The sequence below is a fragment of the Microbacterium sp. AZCO genome, assembly GCF_039614715.1.
GTDB lineage: Bacteria > Actinomycetota > Actinomycetes > Actinomycetales > Microbacteriaceae > Microbacterium.
The window spans coordinates 732,836-749,823 of the sequence record NZ_CP154857.1 but is presented as its reverse complement, the minus strand read 5'-3'; the positions used below and the strand labels follow the sequence as shown (position 1 = coordinate 749,823).

11 protein-coding genes and 3 rRNA genes are annotated in these 16,988 nt (G+C 66.4%); all 14 read right to left on the bottom strand.

The genetic code is table 11. The features are described from left to right. Positions 1-3: 3 nt before the first annotated feature. The 14 genes from xerD to AAIB33_RS03375 all read right to left on the bottom strand — a co-directional run bounded on the left by xerD (position 4) and on the right by AAIB33_RS03375 (position 16,987). On the bottom strand, positions 4-954 hold the full coding sequence (gene xerD / locus AAIB33_RS03440) for a site-specific tyrosine recombinase XerD (RefSeq protein ID WP_345802164.1): 951 nt from the start codon (positions 952-954) through the stop codon (positions 4-6). A gap of 4 nt (positions 955-958) precedes the next feature. Next, a complete protein-coding gene (locus tag AAIB33_RS03435) occupies positions 959-1,537 on the bottom strand; it encodes an NUDIX hydrolase (RefSeq protein ID WP_345802163.1) in 579 nt (192 codons plus the stop codon). Then, positions 1,534-3,270 (bottom strand): CTP synthase, encoded by a 1,737-nt coding sequence (locus tag AAIB33_RS03430; RefSeq protein WP_345803367.1) that lies wholly within the window; start codon positions 3,268-3,270, stop codon positions 1,534-1,536. The genes AAIB33_RS03435 and AAIB33_RS03430 overlap by 4 nt, the downstream gene beginning before the upstream one ends. Before the next feature lie 17 nt (positions 3,271-3,287). Beyond that, on the bottom strand, positions 3,288-4,979 hold the full coding sequence (gene recN / locus AAIB33_RS03425; protein ID WP_345802162.1) for a DNA repair protein RecN: 1,692 nt from the start codon (positions 4,977-4,979) through the stop codon (positions 3,288-3,290). Beyond that, positions 4,976-5,932: an NAD kinase gene (locus AAIB33_RS03420; RefSeq protein WP_345802161.1), complete on the bottom strand. Its 957-nt coding sequence runs from the start codon at positions 5,930-5,932 to the stop codon at positions 4,976-4,978. Before AAIB33_RS03420 ends, recN begins: the two co-directional genes overlap by 4 nt. Further along, on the bottom strand, positions 5,929-6,729 hold the full coding sequence (locus AAIB33_RS03415) for a TlyA family RNA methyltransferase (RefSeq protein ID WP_345802160.1): 801 nt from the start codon (positions 6,727-6,729) through the stop codon (positions 5,929-5,931). Before AAIB33_RS03415 ends, AAIB33_RS03420 begins: the two co-directional genes overlap by 4 nt. Then, a complete protein-coding gene (locus AAIB33_RS03410) occupies positions 6,726-6,887 on the bottom strand; it encodes a hypothetical protein (protein WP_345802159.1) in 162 nt (53 codons plus the stop codon). The genes AAIB33_RS03415 and AAIB33_RS03410 overlap by 4 nt, the downstream gene beginning before the upstream one ends. Positions 6,888-6,928: 41 nt before the next feature. Beyond that, on the bottom strand, positions 6,929-7,966 hold the full coding sequence (locus AAIB33_RS03405) for an HAD-IIA family hydrolase (RefSeq protein ID WP_345802158.1): 1,038 nt from the start codon (positions 7,964-7,966) through the stop codon (positions 6,929-6,931). After that, positions 7,966-9,654, bottom strand: a complete 1,689-nt coding sequence (locus AAIB33_RS03400; protein WP_345802157.1) for a primosomal protein — start codon at positions 9,652-9,654, stop codon at positions 7,966-7,968. Before AAIB33_RS03400 ends, AAIB33_RS03405 begins: the two co-directional genes overlap by 1 nt. Positions 9,655-9,747: 93 nt before the next feature. After that, positions 9,748-9,864, bottom strand: a 5S ribosomal RNA gene (gene rrf, locus AAIB33_RS03395). Positions 9,865-9,976: 112 nt separating this feature from the next. Further along, positions 9,977-13,084: ribosomal RNA gene (locus AAIB33_RS03390) — 23S ribosomal RNA — on the bottom strand. A 400-nt stretch (positions 13,085-13,484) separates the two neighbouring features. Further along, positions 13,485-15,005, bottom strand: a 16S ribosomal RNA gene (locus AAIB33_RS03385). The 16S, 23S and 5S rRNA genes sit together here, the layout of an rRNA operon. 510 nt (positions 15,006-15,515) lie before the next feature. Next, positions 15,516-16,343 carry a hypothetical protein gene (locus AAIB33_RS03380; protein ID WP_345802156.1) on the bottom strand — a complete coding sequence of 276 codons (828 nt, stop codon included), beginning with the start codon at positions 16,341-16,343 and terminating at the stop codon, positions 15,516-15,518. Further along, positions 16,340-16,987, bottom strand: a complete 648-nt coding sequence (locus AAIB33_RS03375; protein ID WP_345802155.1) for a SatD family protein — start codon at positions 16,985-16,987, stop codon at positions 16,340-16,342. Before AAIB33_RS03375 ends, AAIB33_RS03380 begins: the two co-directional genes overlap by 4 nt. Position 16,988: the final 1 nt, after the last annotated feature.

The following is a 16,988-nucleotide window of genomic DNA, read 5'->3' as shown; positions in this document are numbered from 1 at the left end:
GCCTCACCGCGCGCGTGGGTGAGAGGTGACGTACACGTCGCGCAGCGCGTCGACCGAGACATGCGTGTAGATCTGCGTCGTCGCGACCGACGCGTGCCCGAGCAGCTCCTGCACGACGCGCACGTCGGCGCCGCCCTGCAGCAGATGCGTCGCGAACGAGTGACGCAGCGTGTGCGGCGACACGTGCGCCGTGAGCTGCGCCCGCTCGGCCGCCTGCTGGATGACGAGCCACGCGCTCTGCCGCGAGAGCGGCGCCCCCCGCGCGCCGAGGAACAGCCGCGGCGTGGCCCTCCCCCTCCGCGACAGCTCGGGCCTCGCGCGGGTGAGGTAGGCGTCGATCGCGGTTCGCGCGTACGAGCCGACGGGAACGATGCGCTCCTTCGACCCCTTGCCGCGCACGCGCAGCACGTCGCCGTGCGACACGTCGTCGACGTCGAGCTGCACGGCCTCCGAGACGCGCGCGCCTGTCGCGTACAGCAGCTCGAGCAGGGCACGATCCCGGATGCCGGTGAGCTCGACGCCGCCGCCACCACCGGCGCCGGAGCCCGTTGAAGGACCGCCGGGCGCCGGGCCCGAGGCATCCAGCAGCCGCTCGACCTGGTCGATCGTGAGCGCCTTCGGAAGCCGCTGCGGCAGCTTCGGCGGGCGCAGCCGCGCCGACGGATCGGCGGTCTCGATACCCTCGCGCGCGAGGAAGCGGTGGAGTCCGCGCACCGACGATTGCAGGCGGGCGAGACTGGATGCCGCGGGCGGGGGCTCCGCCGTCGCGCGGTCGGCGGCGAACTGGGACACGAGTTCCGGGGTCACGGCATCCGAGTCCCCGATGCCTCGCCCGGCGAGCCACTCGACGTAGCCCGCGAGGTCGCGCCGATACGCGTCGACGGTGTTGTCCGACAGGCCGCGCTCGATCGAGATGTGCCGCAGGTAGGCGTCGACCGCGCGCTCGAGCCGCATCGCCTCAGCCTCGCCGGAGCTTCTCCGCTGCCGCGAGCACCCCGGCGGTCAGGATGCCGTTGCGCATGCGCCCCTCGAGGACCGCGGTCACGACGTCCTGAAGCGGCACCCACTCGATGCGGATGTCGGCCTCCTCCGCCTCGCGTGCGTGCGCCTCGGCCAGAGGCGTGAGACCGCGGGCGAGGAAGAGATGCACGACCTCGTCGTTGCCGCCGGGCGTCGTGAAGATGCTCACGAGCTCCTGCCACTCGGCCGCCTCGAGGTCGGCCTCTTCCTTCAGCTCGCGCTTCGCCGTCTCGAGCGGACTCTCCCCCGCGATGTCGAGCAGGCCCGCCGGCACCTCCCAGTCGCGATGGCGCACGGGATGCCGGTACTGCTGGATGAGCAGCACGCGCTCCCGGTCGTCGACGGCGACGATGGCCGCCGCCCCGGGGTGCTCGACGTACTGACGCGTCAGCTCGTCGCCGTTGTAGCGGAAGCGATCGCTGCGCACGTCCCACACGATGCCGTCGAAGACGACGTCGCTCGCCGTGACGTCGACCTCGACCGGCTCGTCGCGGAGGGCGTCGAACGGTGCGGTCACGCGGCCGATCCCTGCGCCGCGAGCGTCGCTTCCTGCTCGTCGTCCTCGACGTCGAACAGCTCGCTCGCGCGGTGCCGCTCGAGCGCGGCGCCGACCAGACCGCGGAACAGCGGGTTCGCGTTCGTCGGGCGCGAGCGCAGCTCGGGGTGCGCCTGCGTCGCGATGTAGTACGGGTGCACGTCGCGCGGCAGCTCGACGTACTCGACGAGGTCGAGGTCCGGGTTGATGCCCGAGAACAGCAGCCCCGCCTCCGCGATCTGGTCGCGGTAGCGGTTGTTCACCTCGTAGCGGTGGCGGTGGCGCTCCGACGCCGTCGTGGCGCCGTAGACCTCGGCCGCGATCGACCCCTCGGCCAGGGCCGCGGGGTACAGGCCGAGGCGCATCGTGCCGCCCATGTCGCCCGCCTCGAGGATGTCGATCTGCTCCTCCATCGTCGCGATGACGGGGTGCGTCGTGTCGGGGTCGAACTCGCTCGACGACGCGCCCTCGATGCCGGCGACGTGGCGCGCGTACTCGATCACGATGCACTGCAAGCCGAGGCAGATGCCGAGCGTCGGGATGCCCTGCTCGCGTGCGAACTTCAGGGCGCCGATCTTGCCCTCGATGCCGCGGATGCCGAAGCCGCCGGGGATCACGATGCCGTCGAGCGGCGCGAGCGCGCGCTCGGCGCCCTCGGGGGTCTCGCACTCGTCCGAGGGGATCCAGCGGATGTTGACGTGCGTCTCCTGCGCGAAGCCGCCGGCCTTGAGCGCCTCGGTGACGCTGAGGTAGGCATCCGGAAGGTCGATGTACTTGCCGACGAGACCGATCGTGACCTCGTGCTTGGGGTTGTGCACGGCGTTGAGCACGCGCTGCCAGCGAGACCAGTCGACGTCGTTCGCCTTGCCGAGACCGAGCGCCCGCACGATGTAGGCGTCGAGGCCCTGCTCGTTGAGCATCGAGGGGATGTCATAGATCGACGGCACGTCGACCGCGTTGACGACGGCGTCCTCGTCGACGTCGCACATGAGCGCGATCTTGCGCTTGTTCGACTCGGTCACAGGGCGGTCGCTGCGGAGCACGAGCGCGTCGGGCTGGATGCCGATCGAGCGCAGGGCCGCGACGGAGTGCTGCGTCGGCTTGGTCTTCTGCTCGCCGGACGCGCCCATGAACGGCACGAGCGAGACGTGCACGAAGAAGACGTTCTGGCGGCCCAGCTCGTGACGGATCTGGCGCGCCGACTCGATGAACGGCTGCGACTCGATGTCGCCGACCGTGCCGCCGATCTCGGTGATGATGACGTCGGGCTTGGGCGTCTCGTCGGCCTGCAGGCGCATGCGCCGCTTGATCTCGTCGGTGATGTGCGGGATGACCTGCACCGTGTCGCCGAGGTACTCGCCGCGGCGCTCGCGCGCGATCACCTGCGAGTAGATCTGGCCGGTCGTGACGTTGGCGGCCTGGCTCAGCTCGATGTCGAGGAACCGCTCGTAGTGCCCGATGTCGAGGTCGGTCTCGGCGCCGTCGTCGGTCACGAAGACCTCGCCGTGCTGGAACGGGTTCATCGTCCCCGGGTCGACGTTGAGGTACGGGTCGAGCTTCTGCATGACGACCCGGAGCCCGCGTGCGGTGAGGAGATTCCCGAGGCTCGCGGCGGTGAGACCCTTGCCCAACGAGGAAACGACACCACCCGTCACGAAGATGTGCTTGGTGGTGTCGTTCGAAGTCGTCGTACCCGCTGCGCCAGAAGTCTGCATCACGGGCTTTTATCCTATCAGCGCGCTGCCGTGCGAAGGCTGAGCAACTCGCGGGCGTGTGTCAGCGCGGCGTCGGAGTCGGGCATCCCCGAGAGCAGACGCGCCATCTCGGCCTCGCGATCGGCGCCGTCGAGGCGTCGCACATCGGACGCCGTGACCGAGCCGTCGTTGGCCTTCACGACCGTGAGGTGGTTGGTCGCGAACGCGGCGACCTGCGCGAGGTGCGTCACGGCGATGACCTGGGATGCCTCGGCCAGCCGCGCGAGCCGCCGCCCGACCTCGATCGCGGCGGCGCCGCCGATGCCGGCATCCACCTCATCGAAGACGAAGGTCGGCACGGGGTCGACGCTCGCGATGACGACCTCGATCGCGAGCATGACGCGGCTGAGCTCCCCGCCCGACGCGCTGCGCGAGACCGGTCGCGGCTCGGAGCCCGGGTGCGGCGCGAGGAGGATCGCGACATCGTCGCGCCCGTGGCTCGACTCCGCGCCCGGCGTGACCGCGACGACCACGCGGGCGTCGGGCATCGCGAGATCCCGCATCTCCGTCGTGACCTGCTCTCCCAGCCGCTCGGCCGCGGCGAGGCGGGCGGCGGTGAGCGCCGCGGCGGTCTCGTCGAGAGCGGATGCCGCGGCATCCCGTTGCGCCGTCAGACGCTCGATGCGGTCGCCGTCGTCGTCGAGCTCGGCGAGGCGCGCCGAGCCCGTCTCGAGCAGCGCGATCGCCGCGTCGAGCGAGCCGTGGGCGCGGACGAGTCCGTTCACGACCGCCCGGCGCTCCTCCACGGCGGCGAGTTCGTGGGGACCCGACTCGTCGAGATCGGCGAGGTACGCCGCGAGCGATGCCGCGAGATCGGCGACGCGGTAGCCGAGCTCGGCCGCCTGGTTCGCGAGGTCTTCGAGCTGAGGATCGGATGCCCGCTCCAGCGCGCGACGCGCCTCGGCGAGCAGTGCGCCGGCGTCGGGCTCGTCGCCCTCGCCCGACAGCGCGTCGTGCGCCGTGGCGGCGGCGATCCGCAGCTCCTCGGCGTTGGCGAGTCGCTCGGCCCGCACGGAGAGATCGGCATCCTCCCCCGCGACGGGTGCGGCCTGCTCGATCTCGGCGATCGCGGCGCGCAGCTCGGCGGCCTCGCGCGCGCGGGCGTCGCGGTCGGTCGTGATCGTCTGCAGCTCGCGGTCGACGTCGCGCCAGTGCTCGTACGCCGTGCGGTAGGCCTCGAGGGCTGTCTGCACGGGTGCGCCGCCGAAGCGGTCGAGCGCGTCGCGCTGAGCCCCGGCCGACCGCAGCCGCAGCTGATCGGACTGGCCGTGCACGACGACGAGCTCGTCCGCGAGATCGGACAGCACGCCCGCCGGAGCGTTGCGGCCCCCGACGGTGGCGCGGCTGCGGCCCTCGCTCGAGATGGTGCGCCCGAGGAACAGCTCCGCCCGCTCGTCGCCCAGCGGCTCGAGGTCTCCACCGGCTTCGCGCACGCGCTCGGCGACAGGGCCGTTCTCGGGGACGAGCCACACCCCGTCGACCGACGCCTGCGGCGCGCCCGCCCGGACGGCGCCGGAGTCGGCGCGCTGACCGAGCAGCAGCCCGAGCCCCGTGACGACCATCGTCTTGCCGGCACCGGTCTCACCCGTGATGGCGGTGAAGCCCGGGCCGATGGGCAGCGTCGCCTCGGCGATGACGCCGAGGTCGCGCAGGCGCATCTCCTCGATCACAGGCCGGACTCCCCCGGCGCGGTGCGCACGGGCGCCGTGAGCGCCGAAGGACCGCGCCAGCCCTCCACGGGGAGGCGGAACTTGCGCACGAGCCGGTCGGTGAAGGCGGCGGGATGCAGTCGCGCCAGACGCACGGGACGATCCGACCGCCGCACGACGACGCGCGCGCCCCGGGGAAGGTCGTGCGAGCGCCGCCCGTCGCACCACAGCACGCCGGTGCCCTGGTTGCGCCGCAGCACCTCGATCGCCACCGTGTGTTCAGGGCCGACGACGAGAGGCTTCGCGAACAGGGCGTGCGCCGACAGCGGCACGACCGAGATCGCCTCGACGGTGGGCCAGATGACAGGCCCTCCCGCCGAGAAGTTGTAGGCGGTGGATCCCGTCGGGGTGGACACGACCATCCCGTCGCAGCCGAACGACGACAGCGGGCGGCCGTCGACCTCGATGACGACCTCGAGCAGCCGCTCGCGGCTCGCCTTCTCGACCGTCGCCTCGTTGAGGGCCCACGTCTCGTAGACGACGTGGTCGGCGTCGTCCTTCACCCGCACGTGCAGCGCCATGCGCTCCTCGACCCGGTAGTCGCGGTCGATGACGCGCCGCACGGCGTCGTCCATGTCGTCGCGCTCGATCTCGGCGAGGAATCCGACGTGGCCCATGTTGATGCCGAGGACGGGGGCCGTCCCTTCGCGCACCAGTTCGGCGGCGCGGAGGATCGTGCCGTCACCGCCGAGCACGATGGCGAGCTCGACCTCCTCGACGGGGACGTCGGCACCGAGCGTCGCCACTTCGCCGAGGTCGGCGATGGACGGCCCGAGCTCGGCGACGTCCTCGGGCGCCAGCACGGCGCGCGCGCCCGCTTCGCGAAGCGCCGCGATGACGCGTCGGGCCGCGTCGACGGTCTCGTCGCGATGGGCGTGCGCCACCACGAGGATGCTGCGCTCTGGGTGGGTCATCGGGCTCCCGCCAGTCGGTTCACGGTGCTCAACCATTCTGTCGGATTGCTTCCGCGGCCCGGCGCGAGATGGGCCACGTACTCGGAGTTCCCGTGCGTTCCGGCGATCGGGGAGGAGACGATGCCGAGCGTGCCGAGCCCGAGGTCCCACGCCGCCCACAGCACGCCCGCGACGGCGTCGGCGCGAAGCGTCGGATCGGTCACGAGCCCGCCCTTGACGGCGGTGCGCCCCACCTCGAACTGCGGCTTGATGAGGAGCACCAGATCGGCGCCGGGCGCCGCGACCTCCGCGGCGGCGGGAAGCACGAGTGGAAGCGAGATGAACGAGAGGTCGCCCGTCACGAGCGACGGCGCCTCGGCGACGCCACTCGCCTCGGCGAGCGACGCCGGCGTCATGTAGCGCACGTTGAAGCCCTCGACCGCTCGCACGCCCCCGTCGGCCGCGATGCTCGGGGCGAGCTGATCGTGACCGACATCGACCGCGATGACCGGCTCGGCCCCGCGCTCACGCAGCACCTGGGTGAATCCCCCGGTCGACGCGCCCATGTCGAGGGCGACCCGTCCACGCGGATCCACGCCGAACGCGTCGAGGCCGGTGATGAGCTTGTGCGCCGCACGGCTCACGTAGTGGTCGGCCCCCGCGACGACGAGGACGGACTCGTCCGTCACGGCAGCCGACGCCTTCACGACGACGCGGCCGTCGACGGTCACGAGTCCTTCGGAGATGAGGGATGCGGCGTGCGTGCGCGATCGCGCGAGCCCGCGCTCCGCGAGGGCGGCGTCGAGGCGTGGGCTCATGCGCGCGCCACGGTGGGCCCCGAGTCGAGCTGCCGCGCGAGCGATTCGTTGAGCGCCTCGTACGCCGCGGCGCGGGTGTGCAGCGGCTGGTCCTCGATGACTTCGAGCGCCGAGACGAGGTCCGCGCGCGCGTCGGACTGCGGGTCGGGGTGATCCATACGACTCAGGATACGGTCCGCCCGCGACAAGGCCCGGAGGCCTACGGCCGATGGAACGGATCCGCGTAGAGCCGCTCAGGCACCCGGAAGCCGTAGATCGCGCGACCGGAGTCCCAGATCGCCTTCGCCCCGGCCCTGAGCAGATCAATGGGGCGATCGCCCTCGGACAGGATCCGGATGTCGGCTCCCTCGATCCGCACGCTCGCGCCTCGGACGGTCACGGCGCCGTCGCGCACACGCGCCTCGGGATACGGCTCGTGCAGCTCGCGCAGGTCGGCGAGCAGATACGTCGGCTGTGAATCGGATGCCGCTGCCAGCACGTGCTTGGGGCGATCGATCCCCGTGAGCACGAGCGCCGAGGGCACGCCGGCCCGGTTGGCACCGATGATGTCGGTGTCGAGCCGGTCGCCGAGGAACAGCGGGCTTTGCGCCCCGAAGCGGGCGACGGCCTCGTCGAAGATCGGCGTCTCCGGCTTTCCCGCGACGGTCGCCAGCCGTCCCACAGCCGTGTGCACGGCCGAGACGAGCGTGCCGTTTCCCGGGGCGATGCCGCGCGCCTGGGGGATGGTCCAGTCGGTGTTGGTGGCGATCCAGGGGATGCCGCCCTCGTCCTCCGGAACCTTCAGCGCGTAGGCCGCCTCGGCCAGCTGCAGCCAGCCGACCTCGGGGGCGAAGCCCTGGACGACGGCCGCCGGCGCGTCGTCGGCGCTGCGCGTCACGACGAACCCGGCCTTCTCGACCTCGCTCACGAGGCCGTCGCCGCCGACGACGAGCACGGTTGAACCGGCCGGCACGAGGGTGACCAGGAGCCGCATCGCGGCCTGCGGGCTCGTGACCACGTCGCTCGGCGCCGTCGGAAGCCCCAGCTCGCTCAGGTGCGCCGCGACCGAGGCATCCGTGCGCGACGCGTTGTTCGTGATGTAGCCGAGTCGTCGGCCGTCACGGGCGCGGTTGAGGCTGTCCACCGCGTGCGGGAGTGCTCCGGCGCCGGCGTACACGACCCCGTCGAGGTCGGCCAGGACGACATCGACGCCCTCGAGCGGTGCGCTCTCCGGCGAGCGGCGGCCGAACAGCGCCATCAGGCGCGGTCCTCGTCGGCGTCCTCGTCGACTCCCGCTTCCTCGAGCAGCTCGCGCACCTCGTCCTCGACCGTCAGCTCGTCGTCCTCCCCGGGGCGCTCGTCGGCGACGTCGGGCTCGGACTCGGCCTCGTGGTCGCGCTCGTCCTCGTGCGCGTCGTCGGGCTCGGAGTCCTCGATCGGAACAGCCACGGAGTCGACGTCTTCCTCCCCGGAATCCTCGAAGACCTCCTCGACGACGATCGTCTCGAGATCGCCGGCACCGGATGCCTCGTCCAGGGCATCCGCCGCGACGACAGCACGCCGGTGCCACTCGTGCGCCTCGTCGTCACGCCCGAGCTCCTCCAGCACCGTCGCCCGGGCGGCGAAGAGCGCGGGGCTCCACTCGAAGGCGCGTGAGGGGTCGAGCTCGGGGATGTCGAGTTCTGCCAGGGCGCGCTCCGGCTCGCCGAGGTCGAGACGCGCGCCGGACATCGCGATCGCGAGCTCGACGCGCACGGCGACGGGCAGCTCGGCACGGTCGACGGCACGCCCGACCTCGAGCGCCTTGTCGGGGCGTCCGACGCCGCGCTCGCTGTCGACCATGAGGGCGATCTGGTCGTCGCTCCCCGAGATGCGGCGGTACGTCCGCAGCTCCCGCAGCGCAAGCGCATAGTCGCCGGTCGCGTAGGCGGTGATCGCGAGGGTCTCGCGGACGACGGCGATGCGCCCGGCACGACGGGATGCCGAGAGCGCATGCTGGTGCGCGAGCTCGGGGTCCTCGTCGATGAGCTGAGAGGCCATCGCGAGGTGACGAGCGACCTGCTCGGCGTTCTCCTTGCTCAGCGTCTTGAGCTCGTTGCGGGCACTCGGGTGGAGATCCTTCGCCGTGATCTCCTCGGGGATGACCGGGTCATCGTGGCGCGGCCGCACCGATCGGTTCTCCTCCGGACGCGTCGAGCGATCGGGTCGGTCCGCCCCGCCGCGCGTCGGCCGAGACGCACCGCCGTACGGCTTCTTGCCACCGTCCTGCCGCACATACGGACGAGACTCGCCGTCGCGCCGGGCGTACGGCTTGGAGTCACCGTCGCGCCTCGCGTACGGCTTGGAGTCTCCGTCGCGCCTCGCGTACGGCTTGGAGTCTCCGTCCCGCCGGGCGTACGGCTTCGCGTCACCATCCCGCTTGGGGTACGGCTTGCGGCCGTCGTCTCGACGCGCGTACGGCTTCGAATCGCCATCTCGCTTCGGGTAAGGCCGTACATCGCCGTCGCGGCGAGCGTAGGGCTTGGAGTCTCCGTCGCGACGGCCATACGGCTTCGAATCGCCATCGCGCTTGGAGTAGGGCTTGGAGTCGCCCTCCCGACGGGGATAGGGCTTCGAATCGCCATCGCGCTTCGGATACGGCTTGGAGTCGCCGTCGCGCTTCGGATACGGCTTGCGGCCGTCGTCTCGACGCGCATACGGCGTGGAATCGCTGTCGCGCTGTCCGTACGGCTTCCGGTCACCCTCGCGCTTCGGGTACGGCTTGGAGCCGTTGTCGCGCTTGCCGTACGGCTTCGAATCGCCGTCGCGCTTCACGTACGGCTTCTTCGGGCCGTCGTGCTTCGCGTAGGACTTCTTGCCCGGAGCAGCGGACGCTCCGCTCGAGGATCGGTGCTCCGCGCGCGGCTTCCGCGCACGCTCGTCGTCAGCTGGCTTCTGATCTGCCATTCTTCGATCCTTCCCCGTGGGCGCCTTGTGGGCAATCCATCGCGTTAACGCGAAATGGCCACCCTGCGTTGGGTGGCCATTTCGGTAATGGAAGTCCGGCGGTGTCCTACTCTCCCACAGGGTCGCCCCTGCAGTACCATCGGCGCTGAGAGGCTTAGCTTCCGGGTTCGGAATGGGACCGGGCGTTTCCCTCTCGCTATGGCCGCCGAAACACTATTGATGTTTCAGTCAGCACCATCAACGAAGAAGTTGGTGGTGCGGTTCTCGACCGTACATCGAGAACCACTCAGTGGACGCAAGCATCGTTCATTCGAACGGAAGTGTTATCAAGTCATCGGCTTATTAGTACCAGTCAGCTGCATGCATTGCTGCACTTCCACATCTGGCCTATCAACCCAGTAGTCTGGCTGGGAGCCTCTCACCCCGTAGGGTATGGAAGTCTCATCTTGAGGCCGGCTTCCCGCTTAGATGCTTTCAGCGGTTATCCATCCCGAACGTAGCTAATCAGCGGTGCTCCTGGCGGAACAACTGACACACCAGAGGTTCGTCCAACCCGGTCCTCTCGTACTAGGGTCAGATCCTCTCAAACTTCCTACGCGCGCAGCGGATAGGGACCGAACTGTCTCACGACGTTCTAAACCCAGCTCGCGTACCGCTTTAATGGGCGAACAGCCCAACCCTTGGGACCTACTCCAGCCCCAGGATGCGACGAGCCGACATCGAGGTGCCAAACCATGCCGTCGATATGGACTCTTGGGCAAGATCAGCCTGTTATCCCCGAGGTACCTTTTATCCGTTGAGCGACAGCGCTTCCACAAGCCACTGCCGGATCACTAGTCCCGACTTTCGTCCCTGCTCGACCTGTCAGTCTCACAGTCAAGCTCCCTTGTGCACTTACACTCGACACCTGATTGCCAACCAGGTTGAGGGAACCTTTGGGCGCCTCCGTTACTTTTTGGGAGGCAACCGCCCCAGTTAAACTACCCACCAGGCACTGTCCCTGAACCGGATTACGGTTCTAAGTTAGACATCCAGAGTGACCAGAGTGGTATTTCAACAATGACTCCACGGTAACTGGCGTCACCGCTTCATAGTCTCCCACCTATCCTACACAAGCCACACCGAACACCAATACCAAGCTGTAGTAAAGGTCACGGGGTCTTTCCGTCCTGCTGCGCGTAACGAGCATCTTTACTCGTAATGCAATTTCGCCGAGTTCGCGGTTGAGACAGTTGGGAAGTCGTTACGCCATTCGTGCAGGTCGGAACTTACCCGACAAGGAATTTCGCTACCTTAGGATGGTTATAGTTACCACCGCCGTTTACTGGGGCTTAAATTCTGAGCTTCGCCTTGCGGCTAACCCGTCCTCTTAACCTTCCAGCACCGGGCAGGCGTCAGTCCGTATACATCGTCTTGCGACTTGGCACGGACCTGTGTTTTTAGTAAACAGTCGCTACCCACTAGTCTCTGCGGCCTCCAAACGCTTTCGGAGCAAGTCCTAATACGCCGAAGGCCCCCCTTCTCCCGAAGTTACGGGGGCATTTTGCCGAGTTCCTTAACCACGATTCTCTCGATCTCCTTGGTATTCTCTACCTGACCACCTGAGTCGGTTTGGGGTACGGGCGGCTGGAACCTCGCGTCGATGCTTTTCTTGGCAGCATAGGATCACCCACTTTTCATCCGCATCGTGTCTCAGCCTGTATGAGCGACGGATTTGCCTATCGCTCGGCCTACGCACTTGCCCCGGGACAACCATCGCCCGGGTTGGGCTACCTTCCTGCGTCACACCTGTTAATACGCTAACCGCACCAGCATGGGGTCGTGCGCTAGCCCTGCAGCTCTCACCCCGAAGGGATCGATACCGCAGGATTCGGGCACTTAGCACCACTGGATTGATTGGGGCGGTTCTTCGCCGGTACGGGAATATCAACCCGTTGTCCATCGACTACGCCTGTCGGCCTCGCCTTAGGTCCCGACTTACCCAGGGAAGATTAGCTTGACCCTGGAACCCTTGGTCTTTCGGAGGACGTGTTTCTCACACGTCTTTCGCTACTCATGCCTGCATTCTCACTCGTGTAGCCTCCACGGCTGGGTCACCCCGCCGCTTCACCGGCCACACGACGCTCTCCTACCCATCAACACGGCTGGACCACGAAGGCCTACCAATAATGTCAATGCCACAACTTCGGTGGCGTGCTTGAGCCCCGTTACATTGTCGGCGCGGAATCACTTGACCAGTGAGCTATTACGCACTCTTTCAAGGGTGGCTGCTTCTAAGCCAACCTCCTGGTTGTCTGAGCAACTCCACATCCTTTCCCACTTAGCACGCGCTTAGGGACCTTAGTTGGTGGTCTGGGTTGTTTCCCTCTCGACTATGAAGCTTATCCCCCACAGTCTCACTGCTGCGCTCTCACTTACCGGCATTCGGAGTTTGGCTGACGTCAGTAACCTGGTGGGGCCCATCGGCCATCCAGTAGCTCTACCTCCGGCAAGAAACACGCAACGCTGCACCTAAATGCATTTCGGAGAGAACCAGCTATCACGAAGTTTGATTGGCCTTTCACCCCTATCCACAGCTCATCCCCTCAGTTTTCAACCTAAGTGGGTTCGGCCCTCCACGACGTCTTACCGTCGCTTCAGCCTGGCCATGGATAGATCACTTCGCTTCGGGTCTAGGACACGCGACTGAATCGCCCTATTCAGACTCGCTTTCGCTACGGCTACCCCACTCGGGTTAACCTCGCCACGTATCGCTAACTCGCAGGCTCATTCTTCAAAAGGCACGCTGTCACCCCTGCTAAGGAGGCTCCAACGGTTTGTAAGCAAACGGTTTCAGGTACTATTTCACTCCCCTCCCGGGGTACTTTTCACCTTTCCCTCACGGTACTTGTCCGCTATCGGTCATCTGGGAGTATTTAGGCTTATCAGGTGGTCCTGACAGATTCACACGGGATTTCTCGGGCCCCGTGCTACTTGGGATACTCTTCACGCCAAGAGAGGCATTTCGACTACGGGGTTGGCACCCTCTCTGACCCGCCTTTCAATGCGGTTCGTCTATACCTTCTTGTAACGCCGGCTGCTCGGCAGAACAACCAGAAAAGTCCCACAACCCCGAATACGCAACTCCTGCCGGATATCACACGTACTCGGTTTAGCCTGTTCCGGTTTCGCTCGCCACTACTAACGGAATCGCGGTTGCTTTCTCTTCCTGTGGGTACTGAGATGTTTCACTTCCCCACGTTCCCTCTACCCGCCCTATATATTCAGGCGGGAGTCACTGGGTCGGCACGCCGCCCAGCGGGGTTTCCCCATTCGGACACCCTCGGATCACAGTGTGCTTATCCACTCCCCGAGGCTTATCGCAGATTGCTACGTCCTTCTTCGGCTCCAGATGCCAAGGCATCCACCGTTTGCTCTTAAAGACTTGAAATCACATGAGTTCGAATCGTCAATCGAAATTGACTAATGATCTTTAAGATCATCTAACCGAACCGATCCGAAGATCAGCTCGAAGATGCTCGCGTCCACTGTGTAGTTCTCAAAGTACGGGCGGTACCCTCCCCGCCACCAGCAACCAAGCCGGCGCAGAAAAGGCCCTGAGAGTCAGCCACGCCCGACCCGAAGGTCAGACGCACCCGGTCCCTCAGGACCCAACAGCGTGCATGCCCCCACCCGACCACCCCAGACCGTTCCACCAGCCGAAGCTGCGTACTAGACCCGAGATACCCCGATGAGAGCCTCGTCAAATGTTCCACCCATGAGCTGACCGGCAGGACACATTCGATCCTGATCCGGCGCCTGGACACCCGAGAGTGCCAGATGCTCCTTAGAAAGGAGGTGATCCAGCCGCACCTTCCGGTACGGCTACCTTGTTACGACTTAGTCCTAATTACCGATCCCACCTTCGACGGCTCCCTCCACAAGGGTTAGGCCACCGGCTTCAGGTGTTACCGACTTTCATGACTTGACGGGCGGTGTGTACAAGACCCGGGAACGTATTCACCGCAGCGTTGCTGATCTGCGATTACTAGCGACTCCGACTTCATGAGGTCGAGTTGCAGACCTCAATCCGAACTGGGACCGGCTTTTTGGGATTCGCTCCACCTCACGGTATTGCAGCCCTTTGTACCGGCCATTGTAGCATGCGTGAAGCCCAAGACATAAGGGGCATGATGATTTGACGTCATCCCCACCTTCCTCCGAGTTGACCCCGGCAGTATCCCATGAGTTCCCACCATTACGTGCTGGCAACATAGAACGAGGGTTGCGCTCGTTGCGGGACTTAACCCAACATCTCACGACACGAGCTGACGACAACCATGCACCACCTGTATAGAGACCTTGCGGGGCGACTGTTTCCAGCCGTTTCCTCTATATGTCAAGCCTTGGTAAGGTTCTTCGCGTTGCATCGAATTAATCCGCATGCTCCGCCGCTTGTGCGGGTCCCCGTCAATTCCTTTGAGTTTTAGCCTTGCGGCCGTACTCCCCAGGCGGGGAACTTAATGCGTTAGCTGCGTCACGGAATCCGTGGAATGGACCCCACAACTAGTTCCCAACGTTTACGGGGTGGACTACCAGGGTATCTAAGCCTGTTTGCTCCCCACCCTTTCGCTCCTCAGCGTCAGTTACGGCCCAGAGATCTGCCTTCGCCATCGGTGTTCCTCCTGATATCTGCGCATTCCACCGCTACACCAGGAATTCCAATCTCCCCTACCGCACTCTAGTCTGCCCGTACCCACTGCAGGCCCGAGGTTGAGCCTCGGGTTTTCACAGCAGACGCGACAAACCGCCTACGAGCTCTTTACGCCCAATAATTCCGGATAACGCTTGCACCCTACGTATTACCGCGGCTGCTGGCACGTAGTTAGCCGGTGCTTTTTCTGCAGGTACCGTCACTTCCGCTTCTTCCCTGCTAAAAGAGGTTTACAACCCGAAGGCCGTCGTCCCTCACGCGGCGTTGCTGCATCAGGCTTCCGCCCATTGTGCAATATTCCCCACTGCTGCCTCCCGTAGGAGTCTGGGCCGTGTCTCAGTCCCAGTGTGGCCGGTCACCCTCTCAGGCCGGCTACCCGTCGACGCCTTGGTGAGCCATTACCTCACCAACAAGCTGATAGGCCGCGAGCTCATCCCTGACCGAAAAATCTTTCCAACTGCTGAAGATGCCTTCGCAGCTCATATCCAGTATTAGACGCCGTTTCCAGCGCTTATCCCAGAGTCAGGGGCAGATTGCTCACGTGTTACTCACCCGTTCGCCACTGATCCAGGAAGCAAGCTCCCCTTCACCGTTCGACTTGCATGTGTTAAGCACGCCGCCAGCGTTCATCCTGAGCCAGGATCAAACTCTCCGTAAAGAAAAATTGCATACCACGGCCGGAAAAAGACCGAAGCAGCGAGTTTGAAACTGACCAAAATGGATGTCAATGCTGACAAATCCAATAATTGATCCAAAGGAATCTCACCCAGCCGAAGCTGGAACGAGGTTATTTGGCATTTGACAAGTGCACGCTGTTGAGTTCTCAAGGATCGGATGCACCTGCCGCTCAGCCTCTCAGCCTCGCCCGCAGGGCAACTTCACTATCTTATCTCTCCCGCCTCGCTTGTCAAACCGAGCGATCCGTGGCCGTTGCCGGCATCCGGACTCAGTCTTCGACGGTGCGAAGCAGTGAGAAACCCCCATCCACAGACGAGAAGCCGAAGGCTTCAAGATGATGTGGAGTGGAGGGTGGTTCTCCGCTTGAGGGAGGTGAGGCTCTCGGCCTCTCCGCTTCCCTGTGGGGCGAACAAGTAATAAGTTACGCGGCCCCGACTGAACGGGCAAATCCAGGCTGCATCCCGGGCGTGTCGTACCCCCGAGCCGCGCATCATGGGGTAGCGAACGCCCACCAGACGAGGAACGCGGCAGCGAGGGCGATGACCCAGCTCACCAGGCTTCCGATCAGGAAGTACTCGGCGCGATTGCCCGCCGCACTGTCGCGCGAGATCTCCGGGAAGCGGACGATCCCCTTCGCCGCGAGGATCGCGGCGAGGAGCGGGTACATCGCCGCCAAGGTCAGCGCGAAGACGAGCATCCGCTCGAGCGGACCGATGAGCCGGCCGCCCTTGAGAGCGGGCGCCGCGGCGAGAGGCGTGATCACCGTCGCCTCATCGTCGACAGCGGATTCGGTCGTCGCGGGCTCGCGTGCCGGGATACCGGCATCCATTCCCCTCGACTCGACGGCTGCCGGCGACGCCTCGACCGGTTCAGGGCCGACCTGGACCTTCTCCTGGACGAGCGCTGCCCGCACGACGACGTTCGACGACTCGAGGAGGAAGAGCGCGGCGCCGAGAGCGAGCACGGCGTGGTCGAACGAGATGTCGCCGACCGGTGTCGGCAGCATCCACGCATCCCCGATGATTCCGGGGGAGGGTCGCGCGGGGAGGGCTGCGACGAGCACGGCGCACAGCGCGCCCACGGCGACCGCGGGCCAGAAGCCCGCGCGCGAGGGTGCGCCGACGGGCGCGAGCCAGACCCACGCTGCGGCGAGTGCGACGGCGAGGAGTCCGGCGAGGACCGCATCGGAGAGAGCGGCGAGCACCAGGATCGCGACAGCACCCGCGGCGAGTCCGATCCATCGGCGACGCGCAGGCAGGAACTCGCGCAGGATGTCCGCCGAGCCGATCGCGAGCAGGATGAGACCCGCGACGATCATGCGCCGACCTCCGCTCGGAGCAGCGCGAAGCCTTCGAGGATCGCGTGGGCCCCGGCGCCGGCCAGCGCCTGCGACACCGCGGGCTGCGTGACGCCCTCGGCTCTCGCCAGGTCCTTCTGGGTGACACCCAGGCAGCGGCCGTAGACGAGCCGGCGCTCGCGCTCGGTCATGGCGCCGACGAGCTGATCGCGCGTCAGCAGGTAGGCGTTGGCCAGAGCGGCGGAACGGTGCACTCCAGCATCCTCTCCGGAGGATGCGACAACCCATGTGCGCGCACTCGGCGCGGCGCGCTGCTGCTTGGCGTGGACGGCGTCGATCGCCTCGCGGGCCGCCCACCATCCGGGGCCGTCGGGGATGTCGCCGCTCGCCGAGGCGATCGTGCCGATGTCGCCGAGCCCGAGCCCGAAGCGGCACTCGAGGCCGTCGGGCAGCGCGAGCTGGAGCAGCAGCAGGCCGGCGAGCGCGGCCTCGAGAGTCGGGTAGACGCCCTGCTGCTCATCTCCGACCGTGGGCCTCAGCGGCTCGAGAGCGAGCGGGAGCGCGGACTCGGCCTCCGCGATGGCGGCGTCGAGGACCTGCTGAGCGTCGCGCCGGTCGGGCAGGAGCCGGGACCCCACCATGTCGGCGATCGTTGCGACCGGCATG

What these genes read in the sequence shown, in the direction of transcription:
- xerD (WP_345802164.1), bottom strand. Translation starts at nt 954, where the DNA reads ATGCGGCTCGAGCGCGCGGTCGACGCCTACCTGCGGCACATCTCGATC.
- AAIB33_RS03430 (WP_345803367.1), bottom strand. Translation starts at nt 3,270, where the DNA reads ATGCAGACTTCTGGCGCAGCGGGTACGACGACTTCGAACGACACCACC.
- AAIB33_RS03420 (WP_345802161.1), bottom strand. Translation starts at nt 5,932, where the DNA reads ATGACCCACCCAGAGCGCAGCATCCTCGTGGTGGCGCACGCCCATCGC.
- AAIB33_RS03415 (WP_345802160.1), bottom strand. Translation starts at nt 6,729, where the DNA reads ATGAGCCCACGCCTCGACGCCGCCCTCGCGGAGCGCGGGCTCGCGCGA.
- AAIB33_RS03410 (WP_345802159.1), bottom strand. Translation starts at nt 6,887, where the DNA reads ATGGATCACCCCGACCCGCAGTCCGACGCGCGCGCGGACCTCGTCTCG.
- AAIB33_RS03405 (WP_345802158.1), bottom strand. Translation starts at nt 7,966, where the DNA reads ATGGCGCTGTTCGGCCGCCGCTCGCCGGAGAGCGCACCGCTCGAGGGC.
- AAIB33_RS03400 (WP_345802157.1), bottom strand. Translation starts at nt 9,654, where the DNA reads ATGGCAGATCAGAAGCCAGCTGACGACGAGCGTGCGCGGAAGCCGCGC.
- AAIB33_RS03380 (WP_345802156.1), bottom strand. Translation starts at nt 16,343, where the DNA reads ATGATCGTCGCGGGTCTCATCCTGCTCGCGATCGGCTCGGCGGACATC.
- AAIB33_RS03375 (WP_345802155.1), bottom strand. Translation starts at nt 16,987, where the DNA reads ATGCCGGTCGCAACGATCGCCGACATGGTGGGGTCCCGGCTCCTGCCC.